The organism is Mesorhizobium sp. M0243, assembly GCF_040321775.1.
Classification (GTDB): Bacteria; Pseudomonadota; Alphaproteobacteria; order Rhizobiales; family Rhizobiaceae; genus Mesorhizobium.
The window spans coordinates 156146-176407 of record NZ_JAMYSF010000006.1 but is presented as its reverse complement, the minus strand read 5'-3'; the positions used below and the strand labels follow the sequence as shown (position 1 = coordinate 176407).

The following is a 20262-nucleotide window of genomic DNA, read 5'->3' as shown; positions in this document are numbered from 1 at the left end:
ATCCACTGTCGGCCAGGATGATGGTCCTGCTTCGAGCGAAATACAACCGCTCGCTAATACGCTGAAGCCGGCTGGCCAGTCTGCGCGCAGCTTCGAACCAGCCGAACGCTGGTTGCTTGCTGGTTCCCGCTCATGGGCTCGAACCACGATTCACGCCTTCAAAGGGCGCTGTCCTACCATTAGACGAAGCGGGAAAATGCAAGTTGCCCCCACCCCTAGCCGGTTCCCGCGCCGGGATCAACGCAATGCGGCGGCAAAGCCGACTGGAGGCGCGGTATCAGTCCGGAAAGTTGGTGACAGGTTCCTCGCAGCGGTAGACGGGGCAGCTGCCGTCACGGGTCGGGACATAGGCCGACATCGGCACCTCCGGCCAGTCGCATTCGTTGCCGAACTGCCTGACATAGCGGTCATAGGTGTTGGGGCCGGTGGTCAGCACCACGGCATGGTGACTTTGGAGCAGTCGCCGAAGTTGGTCGCAACTCATCGTGCGGGTATCGGGCCTGGCTTCGGCGAGGCCGGTCGCGGCCAGCAGGATCGCTGCCGTCATCAAGGCAATTCGGCGCATCGGCATAGCTGTTCCCTCGAATGGATGTATTGGCCGAAACTCGCATCCCGGCGGGTGGTTCCGCAACCGCCGGGTGGCCGTCTGTAGCGGCGCAACCAAATGGTCCGTCGTGCATTGCTGGGGATGGATGGCAGGAAGCCCTACGAAACCCCGCAATGGCGTCCCGGAAACGGGGATCGCGAGGCCATGTGCTGTTCTTTCTGCGGCGGGCGCGACCACAGCTATGAGGACTGTCCGCAAAGGGATGCCGACGCCGATCCAGCACCGAATGCCCCTGACCCTCCCAAGCCGGACTGATCGGCACCGGTGTGCCGCACCGGCGATATTCGCTGCGCCCCACCGGCATTCGCACATCTGCCTGAGGTCCTCGACGCCGTCCGGCTACATCCTGACCTTGCCGGTGTTACCGATTTCCGGGCGGCTGTCGCTGACCGTTGCCGCCAGCATCTTCACATAGCTGACCACGGTGCCGGGACTGTCCCAATACTGGGCATCTTTCGGCGTCACTTTAAGCACGCGGATCGAAGGGTCATCGGCACTGTCCCACCAGGCCTTGGCCGGGGTCGACCACAACTCCCTGATCTTGGCGCGGTCGTTCGAAACCGCCGCCAGACCGCTGACGGAAACATATTTCTGGCCGCCTGAATCGGCGAAGGCGAGACCGACATTGGGCTCGGCTTCGATCTCGTCGTCCTTATGGCTGTCGACATCGGTGAGGAAGTAGATTGCGTTTTCGTCGCGCACCACATGCGCCGCCATGGGTCGCGAGCGGATGTCATCGCCTTCGCGGGTGGCCAGCATACAGAAACCGATCCTGTCCATCAGCTTCCAGACCCGGTCGAGATCGCCGTCGCTCATCGTGTGTCTCCTTATTGAGCCATCCATGGGGGTGTCGGGTGCAACTCGCGCAAGCGCGCAAGGTTCCAGTGCAAGGTCCAGTCATGAACTGCCTGGACTGTTCCTGGGAGGAATGTTGGGAGGCGATTGCAACCAAAACCCACCGCGGCGCATTGGTGGCCATGCGCGCAATCCGCGCATGAGGGAGAAGGGGTCGACAGTGACAGATTTGGCGGGCTTTGATGCCTTGATCGCCATTACCGCCGATGCGCGGCTGGCGGCGATTGTCGATTCGTCCTTCGACGCCATCGTCAGCAAGGATTTGAACAGCATCATCACCAGTTGGAACGCGGCGGCGCAACGCATGTTCGGCTACACCGTCGAAGAGGCCGTCGGCCGGTCCGTGCTCATGCTCATCCCCGATCATCTCAAGGATGAAGAGACCGACATCATCAGCCGGGTCCGCAAAGGCGAACTGCTGGCAAGCTATGAGACGATCCGCCGACGCAAGGACGGCGGCCTCATCGCCGTGTCGCTGACCATTTCGCCGATCAGGAACGCGTCCGGCGAGATCATCGGCGCCTCGAAGATCGCCCGCGACATCACCGCCAGCAAGGAGAGCGAGCGCCGGATCAGGCTTTTGCTCCGCGAGGTGAACCATCGCGTCAAGAACCAGTTCGCGGTGATCCTCTCGATGATCCGGGAGACCAGCAAACGCTCGACCGATCCGCGCGAGTTCGAGGAGTTGATCCGCTCCCGCATCATGGCGCTGTCGCGGTCGCACGATCTGCTGGTGAACTCGGAATGGGCCGGCGCCAGCCTCTTCGACCTCGCCCAGGAGCAGCTCAAGCCGTTCGGCCACGAGGCGCGGGTATCGCTGTCCGGACCGCTTTTGACCTTGCAGCCGAATGCCGTGCAAAATCTCGGCATGGCATTTCATGAGCTCGGCACCAACTCTTCAAAATATGGCGCGCTGGCGAGCGAGGCCGGGCGGCTCGAGATCACCTGGCGGATCGTTGAAGGCGTTTCGGACAAGCGGGAAATCCATCTGGTTTGGGACGAGACGATGCCGGTGCGTGAAGGAGAGCGGCCCGGGGGGCGGCAAGACGAAAGCACGCGCAAGGGTTTCGGCACCGTCGTCCTGCAACGGGTCGCGCCGCAATCGCTGAACGGCTTGGCGGTGCTGGATCGCAGCCCGGGCCATCTCAAATGGTCCCTGACGGCGCCCCTGGACTCGATCATCGTTCCGGAGCTCGGCGCCGACCTGCCCGAAACCGAGACTTCCTGAGCCTTGAGGTCTGGTTCCATCAACCTCCCTTTGGCAGATGCGTTTTCAAAAGCGGCCGCATCCTTGCCGCACCTGGCGGTGGATTCAGGAACCGTGACCCGGCGGCCGCGTTGTGGCGTCACGCTTTCGGAGGGGACATCATGGAACAACTCGTCGAGGAATTCGGCCATTCCACCTACACCTCGTTTCCGGTCATCGCGGCGCGGCTGTTGCTGGCGACGCTCTATGGCGCGGTCATCGGTTTCGAACGCGAATGGCGCAATCGCCCGGCCGGACTTCGCACGCATATTCTCGTCTGCGTCGCCGCCGCCACCTTCGGCATCCTGACGGTCGAGATCGTGCACGCGCCGATGTTCGCGGGGGAATCGGTCAAGGTCGATCCGATCCGGGTGGTCGAGGCGGTGACCGCCGGCGTCGCCTTCCTTGCCGCCGGCTCGATCATGTTTTCGCGCGGCGAGGTGCATGGGCTGACGACCGGCGCCGGCATGTGGCTGGCGGGCGCGATCGGCGTCGCCTGCGGACTGGGTCTTTGGCAAGTGGCCGGGTTCGGCACGCTGATCGTGCTGGTCGTTGCCGGCTTTCTGCGCCGGTTCGAACGCGGACCCGGCCTTGCCGCCGGTGATGAAGGCAGTCAGGCAAAGGCGGAGAAGGAGGGGCTTCGGCCCGATCAAAGGAAGGGCGAAGGTAATTCCGATCGCCGGGAAATGCCGTGACTGGTTTCACCGAAGAAGCCGGCCAGCAGATCGGCCGTGCGCGCCGGATTCTCTTCGGGAAAGAAGTGCCCGGCCGGCATCGCCTGGCCACGCACATCGTCGGCCCAGCCGCGCCACAGCGCCAGCGGCCCGCCTTCGCCGGCATACCAATGCGCCAAGGCGCCCTGACCGCTCCATAGCGCCAGCAGCGGGCAGCGGATGCGCCGGCCGGCTGCCTTGTCGGCATGGTCGTGCTCGCGGTCGAGCGTGGCTGCCGCCCGATATTCCTCGCAGATGGCGTGGGCGTGGGCAGGCGCGCGCAAGGCCTCGATATAGGCCTGACGCACTTCGGCTGGAAACGCCGATGGCGGCGAGCCCCAGCCGTTGAGCGCATTGTCGACGATCGCCTCGGCGGCGCCGGACAGGATCTTTTCCGGCAACGGCTCAGGCTGCGCCAGCAGCGACCATGGCCAATAGCCCAGCGCCAGCCTGGCGTCGGCCCGGTCCCAGGCATCGGCGGTCGGCACGATGTCGAGAACGGCGAGCCTGTCGATGCTGTCCCGATGATCGAGCGCCATGCGGTAGGCGACACGCCCGCCGCGATCATGACCGGCGACCATGAAGCTGCTGAAACCCAGCTTCTCCATCAGCCTCCTCATATCGGCGGCCATGGCACGCTTGGCATAGGGTGCGTGGTCCGGAGTGGACGTCGGACAGGAACTGCGGCCATAGCCGCGCAGGTCGGCGCAGACGACGCTGAACCGGCTGGCCAGAGCGGGGGCGATGTCGCGCCACATCAGATGCGTTTGCGGAAAGCCGTGCAGCAACAGCAGCGGTGGGCCGCCGCCGGCACGCAGGCAGTATATGCCGGCATCGCCAATGTCGATTTCCGTGTTTTGAAAACCTTCGAACATGACCGCCTCCGGCACGCGCAACGGCCGGCAAACGGGTTTGGTTGCAATGCCGCCCGGCGAGGCGGCCAACCTTTTTCTTCGACAGGCGTTGTCCCTGTGAAGGGAAGGTCGCCGCGGGCGGCCGTGAAAGAAAAGAAGGAGGCAGTGATGAGAACTCTCGCCATCATGCCACTAGGCCTCATGCTGGCGCTGGCAGTGCCGGCCGCGGCCCAGCAGCAGAACGACAGCCAGGCGCTGCAGGCCGACAAATGCAGGGCTCAGACCGAGCAAGGGGCAAAACAGCAGCCTGAACAGCAGGCCGATGACGGCAATTTGACCGCCAAGCTCAACGACTGCGGCGGCGTGCTGAAACCACCCCCGACGGGCGACCAGGGCATGGCGGCGCCCGCTCCCGACGAAGGCAAGACGCCGGTAATCAAGCCTGGTGAAGTGCCGCCCCAGCCGCCGAAACAATAAACGCCGGCTCGTTGGTATTATCGCGCAAGCTAATGGAACCTCGTTATGTTGGGAGCGTTTTTCTCACGACTTGGAATTTGGAGAGATTATCGTGAGAGATATTGCAGCCACTGCCACGTTGCTTGCCTCGATAGCGATCGTGATTGCCTTGATTCTGCTGGCGCCAAAGAGTTTTGGCTTCGAAACCTCTCACCCGATCGTACAGGGCGAGCTTCCGGCGGAATAATCGGATCGATTATTCGGATACGGAGTGATCAGGACCGATTTGCACGAAGCAGGCGAGGCAATAATGCCCCCCCTGCTTCTATTGAAACGCTATCGCACCAAAACGCCGGAGTGGCTGCAGAGCGCTGCGAACGCTTCCTGTGCCTCGGCAGCACCTATCTTGGTTTCCAGGGCGGCTTCGACCTTCTCGCGCGCCGCCTGGTAGAACGGGCCGCGCTTGGCCTGCGGCCAGTCGATCAGGATTTCGCTGGCATCCTTGAGCGTGGCGACGTCGCGGATCGTATCCGACCCATGCGGCTTGATCCGCATCGGTGTAGGCAAAATGAGATCAGGCATGGCCCCTGTTCCAACTACTGGAGGAGTTTTGCTTCGCGCGCGGCGTCGATCATCGCCCGCATCGCTTTTTCCGCCGGCGTCCAGCCATCCAGCGCATCGCGACAACTGCGCAACGCCGCTCGGTAGCGCCGTCCCTGGCCAGCCGGCCAGTCGCCGAGGCATTCCAGGCCTTCCCAGGCGCTGCGGATGATGCGCTCGCGCTCAGGCGCGAATTTCAGCCTGATCGGGCGGGGAAACATCTTGTCGTTCAACGGTCGTCTCCATGATTGCCGCAAGTCGCCGGGGCGACATGCGTGAGAGGCATCCGGTAACGTAGGCGGCAGGGCAGGGTTCCCTTCCCCAGAGATCAAATCTCAGCGTCGATGTCCGACAGCGATCTCGGCGTCGGCGCTTCGGCGTTGTGCTGCGCTGGGCGGTCGTGCTCGAACTGTTCGGTGCCGGACAGAGCGTGCAGCCAGGTCTCGCGCCTGGAGGTCCACAGTTCATATTCGGGCACGAGATCGGTCGGCGCGATGTCGAGGCTGCCGATCGCCACCTCGGCCTCGTTGTCGTCGACCCAGGCGACGCGGCCGCCGCAGGTCGGGCAAAAGCTGCGCGTGCCATAGGAGCTGACGAGGCCGGTCGTCTCGAAGGCCTCGCGCGGCCAGATGGCAAAGGCCGAATAGACCGACCCGCCGGCCTTGCGGCAATCCTTGCAGTGGCACAGGCCGACGCGCAACGGCGGGCCGTGAACCTCGAACTGCACGCCGCCGCACAGGCAGCTGCCGGTCCTGCGTATGGTGTCGGACATGACGACCTCCCTCAATGCGTGGCGCTGCGGGCCGGGTGGGACAGATGCTCGTCTGCCGTTTCGTCGGCCAGGATGAGAAACCGGGAAAAAGACATCCTGTTCACCGTACCACCAGGCCCGGTTGACACGGCCCGCAGCATCTTCAACGCCGTCGAGGCGAAATGGTTTCGGGCCTAAAGCGCGCCGCGCCCGAACGAGTTCAGACGACCCGCTTCATGCATGTCGTTCTCCCAAAACCGAGATCCACTTTTGGGCGACATGCGCTAGCCGCGGGCCGCCATATGGGCGTCGAGCTTCTTGCGCGAGGGTCCGTAGCGCTTGATGATGGTCTGTGCCTCGCTTGGCGGAATGCCGTATTTGCGGGCAAAGGCGGCAACCTCGTAGGGCTCTTCACTCGAGACCTGCTTGCGGTCCTGCTTCGTCTTCGACTTGTCGTCAGCCATCTCAGGCCTCGCTTTCTGTTGTCGGGACGCGCAGCCTTCGGCGCCCGCGATCAACACGACATAACACAGATTGGCGCCGCCGGTTCCACCAGACGACACGGCCTGGGCTGCGATAGGCATGTATCAGGCCGATGGCCGCATGGGGTCGGCGTCGGCAGTGTGGTCGCCGTCACATTCGGAGCATGCCGCGCTGAGGCCGGGGCAGCCGCGCCGGTGCGTACCGGCAGGGCAGCAATGGCCGTTGGAACTCGTCCAGCGCGGACACTGGAAGACCTGGCCAGCGCCGCCGCAGCCGCTGCATTCCAGCGTCGCCGACCGCACGCTATGAGATATCTCCCCAAACCTGACGCTTGTACGCAAATTTCAGCCCACCCAAAATCGCTGCGCCGGCACGCCGGTGCATTAGCCCCGACTAACGATAGCACTTCCGTGATTACCAACAAGTTTCAATCGCGGGCGGCGCCGGAAGCCGTTCGGGCCTCTCGAGAAAAATTGGCCTGATGTGTCGGACCTGGCGTCCGTCGCGCGTCCTAGGAGCGAGCAACCTGCAAAGCTGGAGAACGAGCATGTCGTCGCAAATCACTCAATCGCCGTGGCAGACCGCGGCCCTTCTCATCGCCCGGCTGATCTTCGCCGGCGTCTTCCTGATGGCCGTGACCTTCAAATTCATGGGCATGGCGGCGACCGCCGGCTATATCGCCGCCGCCGGCTTTCCGTTTCCGTTGTTCCTGGCCTGGTGCGCTGCGATCCTGGAAGTCGCGCTGGTGCTGTGCTTCCTGACCGGCGCCTTCTTCTCGCAGGCGGCCCTTGTCGCCGCCGCCTATGTGCTGTTCCTCGCCCTGGCCTTCCACGGACCCAGCCACTGGGCCGGCAACCAGGCCGAGTTCGGCTTCTTCGTCGACCATTTTTCGTTCCTGGCCGGACTGCTGTTTGCGGCCGTGCATGGACCGGGCAAGGTGCTTTCGCTCAATTTGGGATGGCCGGGCAGGGCTTGAGGCGAGACCGACCGGCACCGCGCGAAGGACGCGCGCCGGGGCCTGCCTTGGCACCCCCTCACAGCTGGTCGTTGTAGGGTTCCTTTATCTTGCCGACCATGCGGGCCAGCTTCGAAAAAGACGGCATCTCCGCCTCCGGCTGGCACTGGTTGGCGAGTTCCAGCAGCCGGATCGGAAAGTTGACGGCGTCGCGGCTGGACGCGGACATGCCTTCGGACCGCTCCTGGTTGGTTTCGCCTGCCTCGGTCTTGCGCAAGGCCAGGTCGATTTCCTCCGCCGTCAGCACCCCCTTTTGAACCAGGAGGCGGTTGATCGAGGCGACGGCCATCAACAGGCCTTCGAGTTGCAGGTTGGCGACATTCATGGCGATTGCTCCCGTGACTGGGGTTGAAACGCGCGAGCGGCATTTCCGCTCCAGAGAGCGCGCGCAATGCTTGCGGCTGGGGGAACAGGCGACCGAGGCCGGGCGAACGCCTATTCCTGCGTCAGGCGTTCGCCATATTCGCGCCACAGCGCCTTGACCTCCAGGTTGCCGAGGCTGCTGATCGAAACATCCCCACAGCTGATGGCGACGGCGCTGATGTCGTATTGGGGGTAAGCGTTGGCGACGAAACGGATGGCTTCGCCCAGCGAACGCACGTGGATGACTGGATCGGCCTGACCCTGCCCAGTGCTGCGCACGCCGGAAACCATGGCTGGTGCATGCCGCATCCTGAACACGGATGCCATGGCTGGTCTGTCCATCGTCCTCTCCCACAAGGCCGTGCGACGGGAATCACTCCATGAGCTTCGACGAATGATTTCACACCTGCCGGCTTGTGACCAGCCGCCGGCAAAAGCAGGGTTTTACGCGCTTTGCCAGCGTCGGTCAGGCCAGAATTGCGATCGATCTAGGAATTTTTTCTCAGAAAACGGTTGACGGGGTGAGTGCAGCTATGCTACATTTTTGTCCATGGTGCTGAGTTGCGCCGACGACCCGCCGCCGAGGCGGGTTTTTTGTTTCTGGGCTAGACATGTCGGCAGGACAGAGGGGGGCCCCAAGGAATGCCATCCTTCGCCCGATGACTCATTTCGCAATCCGAGAGACACTCATGACCCGCTACGCCACCATCATCACCGATGCTGACGGCCAGGAAATCGTCAGCGCCATCGGCGAATTCGAAGGTGCTGCGCCGCAGCCAGGCCTGGGGCGTGTCGAGCAGGTCGCGCCCAGCGTAAAGATCGGCATGGTGCGGGATGCGGCCGGCGGGTTTGACCGAATTAGGAATTTTTTCTCAGAAAACGGTTGACGGGGTGAGTGCAGCTATGCTACATTTTTGTCCATGGTGCTGAGTTGCGCCAACGACCCGCCCCTGAGGCGGGTTTTTTGTTGCTGGGCTAGACATGTCGGCAGGACAGAGGGGGCGCCAAGGAATGCCATCCTTCGCCCGATGACTCATTTCGCAATCCGAGAGACACCCATGACCCGCTACGCACCAGCATCACCGATGCTGACGGCCAGGAAATCGTCAGCGCGATCGGCGAATTCGAAGGCATTGCGCCGCAGCCACGCCTGGGGCGTCTCGAGGAGGTCGCGCCCGGCGTAAAGATCGGCATGGTGCGGGACGACGCTGGCGAGTTCGGGTTCTCGCAGGCCGGCATCGCCGGGCACCTTGTCGGTCTGGTCATGGCGCGTCTCAGGGCGCGGGCCGGTCTGGCAAGGCCTGCCCCGGCGGCGAAGCCTGCCGACGCGGCAAAGCCAAAGCGCGTCCAGGGAGCCAAGAAGCGCACCAGGAAGAAATCCGCTCGTTCAAAGAAACCGGCCAGCCGGGCCGGATCGATGCCGAAGGCCGGCATTCCCGCTGCCAACGCCGTGGGTGGTGACGTCCGTGACTGACAAGACCGCCGCCGGGCCAACGCGCCGCAAGCCGGCAAAGCGCAAACCCGCCGCCAAACCGGCCGCGCAAAAGCCGCGCCGCAAGCGCGCCAAGAAGACACTGGGCGACGATTTCCTGGCCGCCGTGCGGGCCGATTTCCGCGCCTATGGCGCCGGCGTCATTGCCCAGGTGCGGGCCGACAAGCCGGACCAGTATCTGAAGATCGTGCTGTCGGTGCTGCCCAAGGATTTCGATGCCAAGATCAACCAAATGGACGGCCTGAGCGATGACGAGATCCGCAGCCGCATCCGCGCCCTTGAGGCCGTCGTCAAACCGTTCCTCGAAGAGCCCGGTGATGTCCGTGAAGATGGAATATCTGGCGCTGCTGGCGGAGCTTGACCGCCGGCGCCGGACCAATCAATTGGCGGCCTATAGACCGTATCAACGCCAGGCCGAGTTTCACGCAGCGGGCGCCCAGAACCGCGAGCGCCTGTTCATGGCCGGCAACCAGCTCGGCAAGACCAGGGCAGGGGGCGCCGAATGGGCCATGCACCTGACCGGCCGTTATCCCCAGTGGTGGCAAGGCAAGGTTTTCGACACGGCCGTTCGGCTGTGGGCGGCCGGCGTCACCGGCGAAGGCACGCGTGACAATCCGCAGCGCGTGCTGGTCGGTCCGCCGCAGCAGCAGGCGGCCTGGGGCACGGGCATGATCCCGGCCGACGCCATTGTGCAGACCTTCATGGGCCGCGGCGCACCGGGCGCGCTGGACAGCGTCGTGGTGCGCTGGGGTGGCGGCGGCGACGTGCAGGCCGATGAATCGGTGCTGTCGTTCAAGAGCTTCGAGAAGGGCCGCGAGAAATGGCAGGGCGAGACTTTGCACGGCGTCTGGTTCGACGAGGAACCGCCGCTCGACATCTATTCCGAAGGCCTGACCCGCACCAATGCGACGGGCGGCATCACCATCGTGACGTTCACGCCGCTGCTTGGGATGTCGGATGTGGTGCTGTTGTTTCTGTCGGCGTCGCAAGTGGAGGGGATGGCCAAAGGCAGCGGATGAAGACGTTCAAGGGTATTTGCTGCCCGCAAGCTGTCTGGCGCGGGCCTTGGGATCGGTTGCTTTCCGGGTTAGCGGTTGGCACCATATCCTTTCATCACCCGTAATCTGGTTGTACCAGACATTGCATACTTTATTTGGTGTGTCCGGGATACAAACTTCGCGTTGGAACCCTGAAGAATTGGCGTACATCTTGCAGGTTTTCTTACTCGTATCATACGGAACGTTCGATTGGCATGCCGACGCACTCGCGGCAATGGCCACAACGATTGCTATGCGGATCATGTATCTCCCCCAATTGGCCAGCAGCTTTGCATTGATAAACAGTATTATCAATGGCGGTTACTCGTCCCGGCAAATAATTTAGGCAGACTGATATGTCTCGACACGTCACCTTCATGACCATCGACGATGCCGCGCACTACACGCCGCAGGAGCGCGCGGCGATCGTCGCGGCCTATCCGGCGCATGAGCGCGAGGCGCGGGCTCGGGGCATTCCGGTGCTGGGTTCGGGCCGCATCTTTCCGGTGGCCGAGGAAATGATCGCCTGCGAGCCGTTCCGGCTGCCGCGCTACTGGCCAAGGCTCGGCGCGCTGGATTTCGGCTGGGACCACCCGTCGGCCGCCGTCGAGTTGGCCTGGGATACGGAAGCCGACGTCGTTTACGTAACCAAATCAGCGCGGGCCTCGCAGCAGACGCCGGCGATGCAGACGCTGACGCTGAAACCCTGGGGCGAATGGCTGCCCTTCGCCTGGCCGCGCGACGGCCGCCGCGAAACGCTGGAAGGGGCGGGCGTGGCGCTCGCCCGGCAGTACTCCGCGCACGGGCTGAACATGCTGACCCGCCACGCGCAATTCCCGGACGGTTCGGTCTCGGTCGAGGCCGGGCTGATGGAGATGCTCGACCGCATGCAGAGCGGCCGCTTCAAGGTGTTTGCCACGCTCGCCGACTGGTTTGAGGAATTTAGGTTGTTTCATCGCAGGGATGGCCAGGTTGTGAAGCTGCGGGATGATTTGATGGCGGCGACACGCTATGGCGTGATGATGCTGCGCGAGGCGGTGGTGGACCCGGCGGAGTTCAGGTCGGCGAGAAGGCCGGCGGGGCAGAGCGACCCGCTGGGGGCGTTTCGGTAGGGGCAAGGCTCCCCACACTTCGTCATTCTCGGGCTTGACCCGAGAATCCATGCCGTGATGGTCGCCGGGGAACGCGGCACGTCAGAATCCTGCGACGTAGCAGCGCTCCAAGGTCACGGCATGGATCCTATGGTCTGCGCCGCGTCGCTCCGCTCCTTGCTCCGCCATAGGATGACGAAGAGACAGGGCGCGCCGGCCCTGCGCCTGTAGTCCGCAACACCGAATTACGGTGAATTACGGTGACAGTGCACTTTTATCGGTTGCACCATGTGACCGCAGCGAACCTCCGGACTGAAGCACCGGCACCGTAATTCTAGCTTATCGGCTAAACTTGGCAGCCAAAGCCACCAGAAAAAAGAGAGTCGAGACGGCGAGTGCCGCTCCCACGACAGCAAAAAGGCAAAGTATAAGTAAAGCACTGCGAAGGTGGTAACGCCAACCAGGCGTCGGAAAGTCAGAACGTCTGAGCTTCGGAGAACGAGCCCTGTTTTTGATCGAATGGAGCCTGTTCTCCACGCGGACAAAAGTTCACGAACGCAGTAGAGTGTGGCCGAGGCGAGGACAATGAAGACGATACCGCTAGCCACTGTGTCGCTTAGTATCTTTGTGTCTGAAATCACTGGCGTTATCTGAACTGCTTGGTGCTGGAGTTTCATGGAAGATAAGCGCTGTATGCGGGGATGTCAGCAACGAGTCGAGAGCGGGATTGCAAATAGACCCTATCCTGTCTGAACGGCACAAAATCATTCGGCTGCGTGGACGAGAACCTGTCTGTAAGCGAATACGATGACAGTGCACTCTTACCCGTCACACCACCGCAATTCGTATTGACGCCGCAAGCTACTCCACGATCTTCCAATAAGAATCCTTGCGGATCACCTTGCCGTCGCGAAACGTATAGAAGTCGCAGCCCCGGACTTCCTTTTTCACGCCTTCACGGGTGGTGCCGGTGAGGGTCCATTTCGACATGCCGGTCTCGGCAGCCTCGTCCGCAAAGTGCTCAGCCTTGCCGTAGTGGACATCGGGCAGGCCTTCGAAGCGTGTCGCCAGCGCGTCCCGTACGTTGCGCTTGCCCTCGCAACGGGTTCCCCAGGGCTCGGCTCCCCTCGGCATCTCCAGGACGCAGTCGTCGGCGAAGAACGCCATGATGCGATCGAGATCGTGCGCGTTGAAGGCGTCGCATAGCTGCGTCAGTGTCGCTCGAATGTCCATTCGCCCGTCTCCTGGGTAGCCGTCGATGCCCGAAGTAGGTCACTGGCGACGGGGACGGTCAAGTGCGCAGGCCGCCGAGACGCCGCCCGGAAGCGAGAACTGCATTCTATTGCTCAGGCCTGCTCATGCCCCTTCGCATCATGCCCGCAACCCTTCGCGACCTGTCCTACATCGCAGCCAATTTGCGCCCTGAGGACCGGGCCGAGATCGACTGCCAGCTCGACCACTGGTCGCCGGCACTGCTGGCGCTGACGGCGCTGCAGGGCTTTGCCTATGTCGCCGAGCTGGACGGCAACCCGGAAGCGGGCTTTGGCGCTGCCGAACAGCGCGGCGGCCTGTGGACCGCCTGGAGCTGGGGCACGCGCCGCATGAAGCGCTGCGTGCCTGGGATCACCGACTTCTTTCACGCCGTGCTGGGACCGCAGGTGTCTGCGCGAAGCGCCTGGCGTGTCGAGGCGCGGGCGCTGGCCGCCAATGAACTGGCGCTGCGCTGGCTCGGCCGGCTGGGCGCCACGCAACGCTGCCTGTTGCCGGGTTACGGCCGCAACGGCGAAGACTTTTTCCTCTACGACTGGACAAGAACCTCTAATCTTGGAGAAGGCTGGAACCATGTGTCTGTTTCAAAAACCACCGGAACTGAAGCCGCTGCCGCCGGTGCCGACGGCGCAGGACAAGGACGTGCAGGCGCGCGAGGCGGCATTGCGGGCTGAACTCGAACACCGGAACGGCACCGCCGGCACCATCAAGACCGACCTCGCGCCAGGCAGCCTCACCGGCCAGCGCCGCGTGCTGCTGGGGCTATGACCATGACCGCGATGAAGCGCAGTTTCAGGAAGCGCGTGTGGGACTGGTGGGTGTGGCGACGGCATGCAAGGGTGATGAAAAGGCGGGGGTGATTAGCCGATCTCCCCCCTTGCGGGGGAGATTGGCAGCTTCAGCCCCTCACGCCTTCTTCGCAAACGCCCAGACCATCAGCGGGTATTCCTCGTCGTTGCTCAAGTCCCGCCAAAGGCCGTAGGCGCGGACGGGGCCGCCGATATGGGCCCTGGCGCAGGCCTTGTTGCCCCAGCCGTGGACCTTGACGTTGGCTTCCGCGAAGCCGCCCTCGACCATAAGCTGCTTGAGGCCGGCGGGGGTCCATCTGTTGTAGTCGTGCGGCCTGGCGTGCACCCGAAACAGGAAAGGTGTCGCCACCATCGCCCAGCCTCCGGGCCGGGTCATGGCGTGGATGTTCTGCACCGCTGCCTGTGGCCGGCGCACATGTTCCAGCACCTGGTCGGCGATGACGATGGAATATTGCTCGTCGGTGCGGTCCTTGCAGATGTCGAAGGCGGGGAAATCGACTGAGCGGTAATTGGGGCACATCGCCCGCCAGTAGCGGTTCCAGCCGGGCGAGATCTCGATCACGTCGGAAGCCTTGCGGTTGCCGGCTTCGAGAAAGAGCGTGAACGCCTCGATCTGGCGGATGCGTAGCCAGTTGCGGGAATCGTAACCGATGAGCCGTTTCACGGCGCGTTTGCTTTGGCTTTTCAGGGCGGCAAGGCTTGTCGTCACATCGACCTCCTCCAAAACCCGCCGCGAGCAAGTTCGTAGCACCGCCAAGTGGGCAAAAGATGACAAGGGAAGGCTGGCGCGAGGCACCCCCCCTCTGTCCTGCCGGACATCTCCCCCGCAAGGGGGGAGATTGGATGTGCTGCCGCTTTCGCCAATTGCCGACGTTGCAGGAAACGCGCCGTCGGCAAAACTGCCGATCTCCCCCCATGCGGGGGAGATGGCCGGCAGGCCAGAGGGGGGTGCTGTCCCTCCGCATCTCCAATCAATCGGCAGCTCCGCCGCGCCAAACAAGTGAGAACATCATGACCGACACCCGCGCCCGCAATATCCTGTCCCGCCAGTCCGAGCTCGAGAGCGAGCGCAGTCAGTATGAGGCTGTGTGGGAGCAGGTGGCGGAGTTCTGCGACCCCGATGCGCCCGATATCTGGAGCGGCCGCCGAACCGGCAGCCAGGACTCGCAGGCCGAGCGGCAGGAGCGGCGCGGCGCCCGCGTCTATGCCAACACCATCAACTCGGCCGCCAACCGGCTGGCCGCCGGGCTGGAAAGCCTGATCATCCCGCAGTCGGAAAAATGGCACGGGCTGTCGACGGCGGCCATGAACGACGAGGAGACCGACGAGGAAAAGGAATGGGCGGAGGCCTTGCGCGATTTCCTGTTTGCGCTGCGCTACTCCGCCAATTCGAATTTCGTGCCGGCGACGCAGGCCTGCCTGCGCAATGTCGTGCGCTATGGCCCGGCCTATCTCTATGCCGAGGAAGGGTTTGGCGCGACGCTGATCCGCTATGCCTCGATCCCGGTGGTCGAGGGCTATCTCAGCCGCAACCGCTGGGGCCAGGTCGATATTTTCCACCGCCGATACGAGCGCACGGCGCGGCAGGCGGCGCAGCTGCTCGGCTATGAAAAACTGCCGGCGCAGATCAAGGTTCTGGTCGACGATCCGGCCAAATGCGAGACGAAGATCTCGCTGATCCAGTGCATTGAGCCGCGCGACGAGCGCAAGATGTACCGGCTCGGCGGCCAATACCAATATCTCGACACGGCCTTCGCCTCCTACCACGTCATCGAGGACGAAGAGGAGATCGTGCGGGAAAGCGGTTTTCGCACCTTTCCGGTGTCGACCTTCAACTGGCGCCGCTACGAGGGCGACCCCTATGGCATTTCGCCTGCTATCGAGGCGCTGACGACCGTGCGCGAGGAAAATGCCGTGCGCCGTTCGGGCTTGCGTGCCTTGCAGCAGATCACCGATCCGGCGACCGCCTCGAAGGCCCGGCTCGACTACGTGCCGGTGCTCAATCCGGGCGAGAATTATCCGGGGCTGATCGACGACAATGGCCGGCCGCTGATCGCGCCAATCTCGACCGGGCAGAACCCGACCTATGCCTTCAACTACGCGCAGAGCCGCGCCGACGAGATCCGCGACATGATGTTCGTCAACCTGTTCCAGACACTGGTGCAGAACCCGCAGATGACGGCGACCGAGGCGCTGATCCGCCAAGAGGAAAAGGGCGCGCTGCTGGGGCCGTCCGGCTCGATCATCCAGGCCGGCTTCGCCAGCAATCTCGATCGCGAGCTCGGCATTCTGGAGGACAAGGGGCTCTATGACGAAGACAGCCGCTTCGTGCCGCCGGAGAGCCTGGCCGGCAAGGCGGTGCGGCCGACCTTTACCGGCCCGCTCGACGTGCTCAGGCGCTCGGCCGAAGCGCGCGACACCATCCAGGTGGTGACGACGGCCATGCAGATGGCGCAGTTCGATCCAGGCGTGATGGACAACATCGACAGCGACGAGGCGATCAAGATCGTGCAGAGCGCCGGCCGCAGCCCGCAGCGCATCTTCCGCCGCAAGGAGGAGGTCGACGGCCTTCGCGACGCCCGCGCCAAGGCAAGCCAGGCGCAGGCCGGCATGGCGGCGATCGCCACCGCCGGCAAGGCCGCCAAGGATGCGGTGCCGGCAGCGGTGCAGGCGCGCGACAGCGGCCTGCTCGACGGGTTGCAAGACATGCTGGGCGGCGCCCAAGATGCGCAAAGTGGTCAAAGCGGGCAGCCTGTCGGCCCGGCGGGCGGCGTCGCATGAGCCGGAAACGCTTTGCCCATGCCGGGCAGGCCGGCAGCCCTGCCAGAGGGCGCGACGCGCTGGCCAAGGCCTATCTCCGAGTGTTTTCCGGCGAGGGCGGCGAGATGGTGCTCGCCGACCTCGCGGCGACGACCGGCTATTACCGGCGTCCGTCCTATGGCGAGTGGATGGCGCGGACACGGACGCCCAACGGGTTCGAACTGCACAGCGCCTTGAGCAATGCGCGCGCCGAGGTGGTGCAGCACATTATGGGGTTTCTGACGCTCGATGACGCGCAGCTGGTGGCGCTGGAGAAGGCGGCAAGGGCGGAGGGGTAGCGGAGTCCTGAAGCTGCCGATCTCCCCACTCGTGGGGGAGATGTCCGGCAGGACAGAGGGGGGCGCTGTCCCGCTGACGCTTCAATAATTAGACGCGCCCGAGGGAGCGGTCGCCGCGGCTGCGCGGCGTGGCAGAGCTGACCCACACGGGCAGCACCGCTGCTCCAGGATTTTCCAGAAAAGTCGATCCGACAAAACCCGCGAACGCCACAGACAGCGTGCGACCCGGCCGTGCCGTGAATCGCCAGCGCCGCGCGCCCTTTTGTTCAAAGCCAGTTGCGCAGGAAACAGCCAATGGTCAGCATCATCCCCCTCTCCATTGCCCAGCGCCGACTCGATACCGGCAACGCGCCGCAATACCCGCAAGGGTCGCCGATTGGCGGCGCCATGCAGGGTCTTGGCGACCAGTTTTCCGCTGTCGCCGAGCGCTATCAGCAGATGAAGGACCAACAGGAGGCGTTCGACGCCGAGCTGGAACGGCGCCGGTTCAACGGCCGGATCGCGCAGGCGGAAGATGAGGTGGCGGCGAACGCTCCGGCCGATGGCGCCGGCCTGCATGAGACGATGTATGGCCTGGTCGATCCGTACAACGGCCGGGTGGTCAAGACTGGGCTGTTCGACACGCTGTTCGACGATGCCTTGCCTGATATGCCCGAGAGCCAGCGCGCTGGTTTCGCCAGGCAGAAGGAGGCGATGCGTGCGGTTGGCGCGCGGCGCATGGCGCAGCGGCAGAAGACGCGGCGTCAGGACTACGAGCAGGCGCAGGTCGACACGGTGCTCAAGACCAGCGCCATCGCCATCGGCAACGCCAATCCCGACGATCACGTCACCTTCGAGGCGGCCAGGCAGGAAGGGCTCGATCTGATCGACAAGATGGGGCTCGACCCCGGGATCAGGCAGCAGAAGGTGAAGGACTGGTTCGGCACCGCGGCCAAGACGCGGTTCGAGGCGCTGATCGCCAAGGATCCGAAGCGCGCGCTGGAGGTGTTTGGTGTCGGGGCACCGGTCTCCGGCCGCGATGCCCCCGGCGACCGCCTCGGCAAGAAAACACCTGATGAAACCGTGGCGCAGGCGTTTGCTGGCCGTGCTCCGGCGCCCGATCCGATCGCGACCAAGCCGGCAGGCGATCCTCTCGCCGACCTGTCTTCAGATGACGTTCAGCGACTGATCGACCGGGCGCACGCTTCGACGACGGCCCAACTGATCGAGGCGCGCACCAACATCGCCCTCGCTTCGCAGAATGCGCCGGACGCAATCGCCAATACGGGCAGCTATTCCGGCAAGATGCCCAGCCCCGCTGACTTCGCGGCCGTCTATGGCGCGGAGGACGGCGGCAATCGGTACCAGGACTTCAGCTTGAAGATGGATGTCGGCCGCCATGCCTTTGGCATGCGGACGATGCCCAACCAGGCGATCCACGCAGCGCTGCGCGATGCGGAGCCTGGGCCAGTCAGCTCCAACGACGAGGAGACACGGTATCGAGTTGCGGCTGCCGCTGCGCTCAAGATTCTGGGCGTGAGGCGGGCGGATCCTGCTGGCTACGTCCGCGATGTCTTCGCCAGTGTCGACGCCGCGTGGAGGGCGGCAACGAACCCGGACGGCAAATCGGAGACCAGCAATCCGGCGGCGTACAGATGGGCCATCGCCGTCTCTGTCGCAGCACAGAGGCAACTGGGCGTCGAGACCCCTCAACCCCTACCAAGGGCCATTGTCCAAAGCCTTGCCGACATCTTTAGCAATGAAGACGTGCCGCAGGCTGAGAAGGACATCATCCTGCATGATCTTCTGGCAGCAGCGCCCGATCCGGGTGTCCGCCAGGCCTTATCTCGGCAGTTGGATCAAGCTCGCTCTCCTCAGCCGGCCCACGTCGATTCGATCATCACCAGTGCGACAGGGCAGGGACGGGTTCCATCCGCACAACCTGGCCAGCCCCGGTCTGCATTCCAACAAGCCGCTGACGACTTCGGGGACTATCTCAGTGAGGGTTTCGAGGCCCTAGGCCGAATCCCGCATGACATCGGGATAGCTCTCCAGGATCTGCACGACGATCCGTTGGATGCCCTTAGTCAACTGCCGGTTACTTCCGCCTCCGGAGCAACGGTCGGCGGGGTCGCAGGCCTTCGGTGGTTAGGCGCCAATTTCCTCAAAGACGGGAAAATCGCCAGTGAAGTAATTGAGCCAGCTTTAAGAGTTTTCTCCAGAAAATATCAGAAGACGTTCTTTAAAGAATATCCTAAGTTAGCTGAGTTGGTATTTGTTCATCATCGAATAGAGCAAAAAGCGCTCAAGATATACATCGGAATTATGAACAAAGATATGATGCATTCACTTGAGAATCTCCGAGGAATACCGAAGGAATTGAATTCTACGCTGCATCTGAGTACCATTCGACGCGAATGGGACGCGTTCTACAGGCAAAATCCTACAACCACATTGCAGAAGTTGCTGGAAAAGGCCGCCGAAATAGATCAGAAATATGGTCACCTCTTCAATCCACCAATAGGTGAGAAATGAGATACTATTATCTTGAGCCAGAGGTATCTGGTGGTTTTGGCGATAACATCATTTTGGACGCGAGTGTCCATCCCCCTCTCATAACCCGTTTACATTATGAGTTTGATGGATGGCTGGGCGATAGTATGGTGGCGTCATTCCCGTGCTATCTTGTCACCGACGATGTTGCAGAGAAAATTCTCAAGAGTGAATTTTCAGGCGTAACCTTCGACAAGGTCGAGGTGACCACTTCTGAATTGTTCGAGGAGATGCAACCGGACCAGAAGCTTCCGCCCTTCGTATGGCTGAAAGTGAAAGGGGATGCCGGTCGCGATGATTTCGGAATGGCGAAAGATCTCCGCCTTGTCGTTTCCGAGCGGGTTCTCGATGCTCTCAAGCCTTCGGGAATCTCCAATGCCTTGATTGAACCTTTCGAGGCGTCTTGATGCCCTTAGTCTTGGCGGCTCTTTGGGGGGCGATGTTGAAGCGATGGATTGCTGGCCTGAGGGCGAAACTCGCCGAAGCGACACGTGAGGCGGCACGGGGGCATCCGACCAACGGGTCGACCGGATACTTTAAAATAAGGCCGAACGTCGCTGGCGGGATCGGCGAAAACACCGTTCTCGACTCGAGCGTCCATCCACCAATCGTGACCAAGCTTCACTATGAGGTAGAGGGCTGGTTCGGCGATGTGATCGTTGCGACATTCCCCTGTTTCCTCGTCACTGAAGAAACCCAGCGCGCACTGAAGAAGATGAGCTTTTCAGGTGCGACGTTCGCCGACGCAGAGGTGACTACCTCGGAAGAGTGTCAGGAGGATCAACCCGGGCTGGAGCTACCACCCTTCGTCTGGCTGAAGGTAAATGGGAAGGCTGGTCGCGACGATTTTGGGATCGCGATACCCTTCCGCCTTGTCATTTCGAAACGCATTCTCGATCTGCTGGAGTCGTTGGGAATACCGTTTGCTGTGGTCGAGCCTTACGAACAGTAACACGCTGTCGCAACGTTGCCGGGGTGTCGCCAAGCTGGA

28 protein-coding genes and 1 tRNA gene are annotated in these 20262 nt (G+C 62.9%); 17 read left to right on the top strand and 12 right to left on the bottom strand.

Annotated features, from left to right (window positions below):
* Nucleotides 1–120 precede the first annotated feature (120 nt).
* The 3 genes from NKJ11_RS10480 to NKJ11_RS10470 form a co-directional block, all read right to left on the bottom strand.
* Nucleotides 121–194: transfer RNA gene (locus NKJ11_RS10480), tRNA-Gln, on the bottom strand.
* An 83-nt stretch (nt 195–277) separates the two neighbouring features.
* Nucleotides 278–571, bottom strand: a complete 294-nt coding sequence (locus tag NKJ11_RS10475) for a hypothetical protein (protein ID WP_127297320.1) — start codon at nt 569–571, stop codon at nt 278–280.
* A 375-nt stretch (nt 572–946) separates the two neighbouring features.
* Complete coding sequence (locus NKJ11_RS10470) at nt 947–1423, bottom strand: pyridoxamine 5'-phosphate oxidase family protein (protein ID WP_023813825.1); 477 nt, start codon at nt 1421–1423, stop codon at nt 947–949.
* Nucleotides 1424–1622: 199 nt separating this feature from the next.
* On the opposite strand from NKJ11_RS10470, the gene NKJ11_RS10465 reads away from it, so the two are divergent.
* Together NKJ11_RS10465 and NKJ11_RS10460 are read left to right on the top strand one after the other, a co-directional pair.
* Nucleotides 1623–2690, top strand: coding sequence for a PAS domain S-box protein (locus NKJ11_RS10465; RefSeq protein WP_023813824.1), 1068 nt, complete (start codon nt 1623–1625; stop codon nt 2688–2690).
* 140 nt (nt 2691–2830) lie between these two features.
* Nucleotides 2831–3403: an MgtC/SapB family protein gene (locus tag NKJ11_RS10460; RefSeq protein WP_352441243.1), complete on the top strand. Its 573-nt coding sequence runs from the start codon at nt 2831–2833 to the stop codon at nt 3401–3403.
* Here the strand turns inward: NKJ11_RS10460 and NKJ11_RS10455 are convergent.
* The gene (locus NKJ11_RS10455) at nt 3358–4296 is read right to left on the bottom strand and encodes an alpha/beta fold hydrolase (RefSeq protein ID WP_352793240.1); all 939 of its coding nucleotides are present in this window, start codon (nt 4294–4296) and stop codon (nt 3358–3360) included. The two genes, NKJ11_RS10460 and NKJ11_RS10455, sit on opposite strands and share 46 nt — an antisense overlap.
* Nucleotides 4297–4443: 147 nt before the next feature.
* Here NKJ11_RS10455 and NKJ11_RS10450 point away from each other — a divergent pair, with 147 nt between their 5' ends.
* Together NKJ11_RS10450 and NKJ11_RS10445 are read left to right on the top strand one after the other, a co-directional pair.
* A complete protein-coding gene (locus NKJ11_RS10450) occupies nt 4444–4752 on the top strand; it encodes a hypothetical protein (protein ID WP_023813821.1) in 309 nt (102 codons plus the stop codon).
* A 91-nt stretch (nt 4753–4843) separates the two neighbouring features.
* Nucleotides 4844–4978 (top strand): hypothetical protein, encoded by a 135-nt coding sequence (locus NKJ11_RS10445; RefSeq protein ID WP_023813820.1) that lies wholly within the window; start codon nt 4844–4846, stop codon nt 4976–4978.
* A gap of 89 nt (nt 4979–5067) precedes the next feature.
* Here the strand turns inward: NKJ11_RS10445 and NKJ11_RS10440 are convergent, their stop codons facing one another.
* From NKJ11_RS10440 to NKJ11_RS10425, 4 genes are all read right to left on the bottom strand, one after another.
* On the bottom strand, nt 5068–5313 hold the full coding sequence (locus NKJ11_RS10440; RefSeq protein ID WP_023813819.1) for a DUF982 domain-containing protein: 246 nt from the start codon (nt 5311–5313) through the stop codon (nt 5068–5070).
* 14 nt (nt 5314–5327) lie between these two features.
* Nucleotides 5328–5564 (bottom strand): DUF982 domain-containing protein, encoded by a 237-nt coding sequence (locus NKJ11_RS10435; protein WP_023813818.1) that lies wholly within the window; start codon nt 5562–5564, stop codon nt 5328–5330.
* 95 nt (nt 5565–5659) lie between these two features.
* Complete coding sequence (locus NKJ11_RS10430) at nt 5660–6103, bottom strand: GFA family protein (RefSeq protein ID WP_023813817.1); 444 nt, start codon at nt 6101–6103, stop codon at nt 5660–5662.
* Nucleotides 6104–6366: 263 nt separating this feature from the next.
* Nucleotides 6367–6546 carry a DUF3606 domain-containing protein gene (locus NKJ11_RS10425; protein ID WP_023813816.1) on the bottom strand — a complete coding sequence of 60 codons (180 nt, stop codon included), beginning with the start codon at nt 6544–6546 and terminating at the stop codon, nt 6367–6369.
* A 566-nt stretch (nt 6547–7112) separates the two neighbouring features.
* On the opposite strand from NKJ11_RS10425, the gene NKJ11_RS10420 reads away from it, so the two are divergent.
* Entirely contained in the window at nt 7113–7541 is a 429-nt protein-coding gene (locus tag NKJ11_RS10420; RefSeq protein WP_352441241.1) for a DoxX family protein, read from the top strand.
* Nucleotides 7542–7599: 58 nt separating this feature from the next.
* On the opposite strand, the gene NKJ11_RS10415 is transcribed toward NKJ11_RS10420, so the two are convergent.
* The gene (locus NKJ11_RS10415) at nt 7600–7905 is read right to left on the bottom strand and encodes a hypothetical protein (protein WP_023813813.1); all 306 of its coding nucleotides are present in this window, start codon (nt 7903–7905) and stop codon (nt 7600–7602) included.
* Between the two features lie 110 nt (nt 7906–8015).
* A complete protein-coding gene (locus NKJ11_RS10410) occupies nt 8016–8285 on the bottom strand; it encodes a hypothetical protein (RefSeq protein ID WP_352793238.1) in 270 nt (89 codons plus the stop codon).
* 347 nt (nt 8286–8632) lie between these two features.
* On the opposite strand from NKJ11_RS10410, the gene NKJ11_RS10405 reads away from it, so the two are divergent.
* The 5 genes from NKJ11_RS10405 to NKJ11_RS10385 all read left to right on the top strand — a co-directional run bounded on the left by NKJ11_RS10405 (nt 8633) and on the right by NKJ11_RS10385 (nt 11584).
* Nucleotides 8633–8830 (top strand): hypothetical protein, encoded by a 198-nt coding sequence (locus tag NKJ11_RS10405; protein ID WP_023813811.1) that lies wholly within the window; start codon nt 8633–8635, stop codon nt 8828–8830.
* A 305-nt stretch (nt 8831–9135) separates the two neighbouring features.
* Nucleotides 9136–9417, top strand: a complete 282-nt coding sequence (locus tag NKJ11_RS10400; protein WP_352793237.1) for a hypothetical protein — start codon at nt 9136–9138, stop codon at nt 9415–9417.
* The gene (locus NKJ11_RS10395) at nt 9410–9796 is read left to right on the top strand and encodes a hypothetical protein (protein ID WP_352793235.1); all 387 of its coding nucleotides are present in this window, start codon (nt 9410–9412) and stop codon (nt 9794–9796) included. Before NKJ11_RS10400 ends, NKJ11_RS10395 begins: the two co-directional genes overlap by 8 nt.
* Nucleotides 9753–10454, top strand: coding sequence for a terminase large subunit domain-containing protein (locus NKJ11_RS10390; RefSeq protein ID WP_352793233.1), 702 nt, complete (start codon nt 9753–9755; stop codon nt 10452–10454). Before NKJ11_RS10395 ends, NKJ11_RS10390 begins: the two co-directional genes overlap by 44 nt.
* Nucleotides 10455–10849: 395 nt before the next feature.
* Nucleotides 10850–11584, top strand: coding sequence for a phage terminase large subunit family protein (locus tag NKJ11_RS10385; RefSeq protein ID WP_352793232.1), 735 nt, complete (start codon nt 10850–10852; stop codon nt 11582–11584).
* Nucleotides 11585–12424: 840 nt separating this feature from the next.
* Here NKJ11_RS10385 and NKJ11_RS10380 read toward each other — a convergent pair.
* Nucleotides 12425–12796 carry a nuclear transport factor 2 family protein gene (locus NKJ11_RS10380; RefSeq protein ID WP_352611220.1) on the bottom strand — a complete coding sequence of 124 codons (372 nt, stop codon included), beginning with the start codon at nt 12794–12796 and terminating at the stop codon, nt 12425–12427.
* Nucleotides 12797–12921: 125 nt separating this feature from the next.
* Here NKJ11_RS10380 and NKJ11_RS10375 point away from each other — a divergent pair, with 125 nt between their 5' ends.
* Nucleotides 12922–13506 (top strand): hypothetical protein, encoded by a 585-nt coding sequence (locus NKJ11_RS10375; protein WP_352793231.1) that lies wholly within the window; start codon nt 12922–12924, stop codon nt 13504–13506.
* The gene (locus NKJ11_RS10370) at nt 13475–13600 is read left to right on the top strand and encodes a hypothetical protein (protein WP_352793230.1); all 126 of its coding nucleotides are present in this window, start codon (nt 13475–13477) and stop codon (nt 13598–13600) included. Before NKJ11_RS10375 ends, NKJ11_RS10370 begins: the two co-directional genes overlap by 32 nt.
* 138 nt (nt 13601–13738) lie before the next feature.
* Here NKJ11_RS10370 and NKJ11_RS10365 read toward each other — a convergent pair whose 3' ends face one another.
* On the bottom strand, nt 13739–14350 hold the full coding sequence (locus NKJ11_RS10365; protein ID WP_352793229.1) for a class I SAM-dependent methyltransferase: 612 nt from the start codon (nt 14348–14350) through the stop codon (nt 13739–13741).
* A gap of 302 nt (nt 14351–14652) precedes the next feature.
* On the opposite strand from NKJ11_RS10365, the gene NKJ11_RS10360 reads away from it, so the two are divergent.
* From NKJ11_RS10360 to NKJ11_RS10340, 5 genes are all read left to right on the top strand, one after another.
* Entirely contained in the window at nt 14653–16422 is a 1770-nt protein-coding gene (locus NKJ11_RS10360; protein ID WP_352793228.1) for a portal protein, read from the top strand.
* Nucleotides 16419–16739, top strand: a complete 321-nt coding sequence (locus tag NKJ11_RS10355) for a Bbp19 family protein (protein ID WP_352793227.1) — start codon at nt 16419–16421, stop codon at nt 16737–16739. The genes NKJ11_RS10360 and NKJ11_RS10355 overlap by 4 nt, the downstream gene beginning before the upstream one ends.
* 294 nt (nt 16740–17033) lie before the next feature.
* Nucleotides 17034–19253 (top strand): hypothetical protein, encoded by a 2220-nt coding sequence (locus tag NKJ11_RS10350; protein WP_352793226.1) that lies wholly within the window; start codon nt 17034–17036, stop codon nt 19251–19253.
* Nucleotides 19250–19678: a hypothetical protein gene (locus NKJ11_RS10345; protein WP_023813797.1), complete on the top strand. Its 429-nt coding sequence runs from the start codon at nt 19250–19252 to the stop codon at nt 19676–19678. The genes NKJ11_RS10350 and NKJ11_RS10345 overlap by 4 nt, the downstream gene beginning before the upstream one ends.
* On the top strand, nt 19678–20223 hold the full coding sequence (locus NKJ11_RS10340) for a hypothetical protein (RefSeq protein WP_352793225.1): 546 nt from the start codon (nt 19678–19680) through the stop codon (nt 20221–20223). Before NKJ11_RS10345 ends, NKJ11_RS10340 begins: the two co-directional genes overlap by 1 nt.
* Nucleotides 20224–20262: the final 39 nt, after the last annotated feature.

What these genes read in the sequence shown, in the direction of transcription:
- NKJ11_RS10475 (WP_127297320.1), bottom strand. Translation starts at nt 571, where the DNA reads ATGCCGATGCGCCGAATTGCCTTGATGACGGCAGCGATCCTGCTGGCC.
- NKJ11_RS10470 (WP_023813825.1), bottom strand. Translation starts at nt 1,423, where the DNA reads ATGAGCGACGGCGATCTCGACCGGGTCTGGAAGCTGATGGACAGGATC.
- NKJ11_RS10460 (WP_352441243.1), top strand. Translation starts at nt 2,831, where the DNA reads ATGGAACAACTCGTCGAGGAATTCGGCCATTCCACCTACACCTCGTTT.
- NKJ11_RS10455 (WP_352793240.1), bottom strand. Translation starts at nt 4,296, where the DNA reads ATGTTCGAAGGTTTTCAAAACACGGAAATCGACATTGGCGATGCCGGC.
- NKJ11_RS10450 (WP_023813821.1), top strand. Translation starts at nt 4,444, where the DNA reads ATGAGAACTCTCGCCATCATGCCACTAGGCCTCATGCTGGCGCTGGCA.
- NKJ11_RS10440 (WP_023813819.1), bottom strand. Translation starts at nt 5,313, where the DNA reads ATGCCTGATCTCATTTTGCCTACACCGATGCGGATCAAGCCGCATGGG.
- NKJ11_RS10430 (WP_023813817.1), bottom strand. Translation starts at nt 6,103, where the DNA reads ATGTCCGACACCATACGCAGGACCGGCAGCTGCCTGTGCGGCGGCGTG.
- NKJ11_RS10425 (WP_023813816.1), bottom strand. Translation starts at nt 6,546, where the DNA reads ATGGCTGACGACAAGTCGAAGACGAAGCAGGACCGCAAGCAGGTCTCG.
- NKJ11_RS10420 (WP_352441241.1), top strand. Translation starts at nt 7,113, where the DNA reads ATGTCGTCGCAAATCACTCAATCGCCGTGGCAGACCGCGGCCCTTCTC.
- NKJ11_RS10415 (WP_023813813.1), bottom strand. Translation starts at nt 7,905, where the DNA reads ATGAATGTCGCCAACCTGCAACTCGAAGGCCTGTTGATGGCCGTCGCC.
- NKJ11_RS10410 (WP_352793238.1), bottom strand. Translation starts at nt 8,285, where the DNA reads ATGGACAGACCAGCCATGGCATCCGTGTTCAGGATGCGGCATGCACCA.
- NKJ11_RS10405 (WP_023813811.1), top strand. Translation starts at nt 8,633, where the DNA reads ATGACCCGCTACGCCACCATCATCACCGATGCTGACGGCCAGGAAATC.
- NKJ11_RS10400 (WP_352793237.1), top strand. Translation starts at nt 9,136, where the DNA reads ATGGTGCGGGACGACGCTGGCGAGTTCGGGTTCTCGCAGGCCGGCATC.
- NKJ11_RS10390 (WP_352793233.1), top strand. Translation starts at nt 9,753, where the DNA reads ATGTCCGTGAAGATGGAATATCTGGCGCTGCTGGCGGAGCTTGACCGC.
- NKJ11_RS10385 (WP_352793232.1), top strand. Translation starts at nt 10,850, where the DNA reads ATGACCATCGACGATGCCGCGCACTACACGCCGCAGGAGCGCGCGGCG.
- NKJ11_RS10380 (WP_352611220.1), bottom strand. Translation starts at nt 12,796, where the DNA reads ATGGACATTCGAGCGACACTGACGCAGCTATGCGACGCCTTCAACGCG.
- NKJ11_RS10375 (WP_352793231.1), top strand. Translation starts at nt 12,922, where the DNA reads ATGCCCCTTCGCATCATGCCCGCAACCCTTCGCGACCTGTCCTACATC.
- NKJ11_RS10360 (WP_352793228.1), top strand. Translation starts at nt 14,653, where the DNA reads ATGACCGACACCCGCGCCCGCAATATCCTGTCCCGCCAGTCCGAGCTC.
- NKJ11_RS10355 (WP_352793227.1), top strand. Translation starts at nt 16,419, where the DNA reads ATGAGCCGGAAACGCTTTGCCCATGCCGGGCAGGCCGGCAGCCCTGCC.
- NKJ11_RS10350 (WP_352793226.1), top strand. Translation starts at nt 17,034, where the DNA reads ATGGTCAGCATCATCCCCCTCTCCATTGCCCAGCGCCGACTCGATACC.
- NKJ11_RS10345 (WP_023813797.1), top strand. Translation starts at nt 19,250, where the DNA reads ATGAGATACTATTATCTTGAGCCAGAGGTATCTGGTGGTTTTGGCGAT.
- NKJ11_RS10340 (WP_352793225.1), top strand. Translation starts at nt 19,678, where the DNA reads ATGCCCTTAGTCTTGGCGGCTCTTTGGGGGGCGATGTTGAAGCGATGG.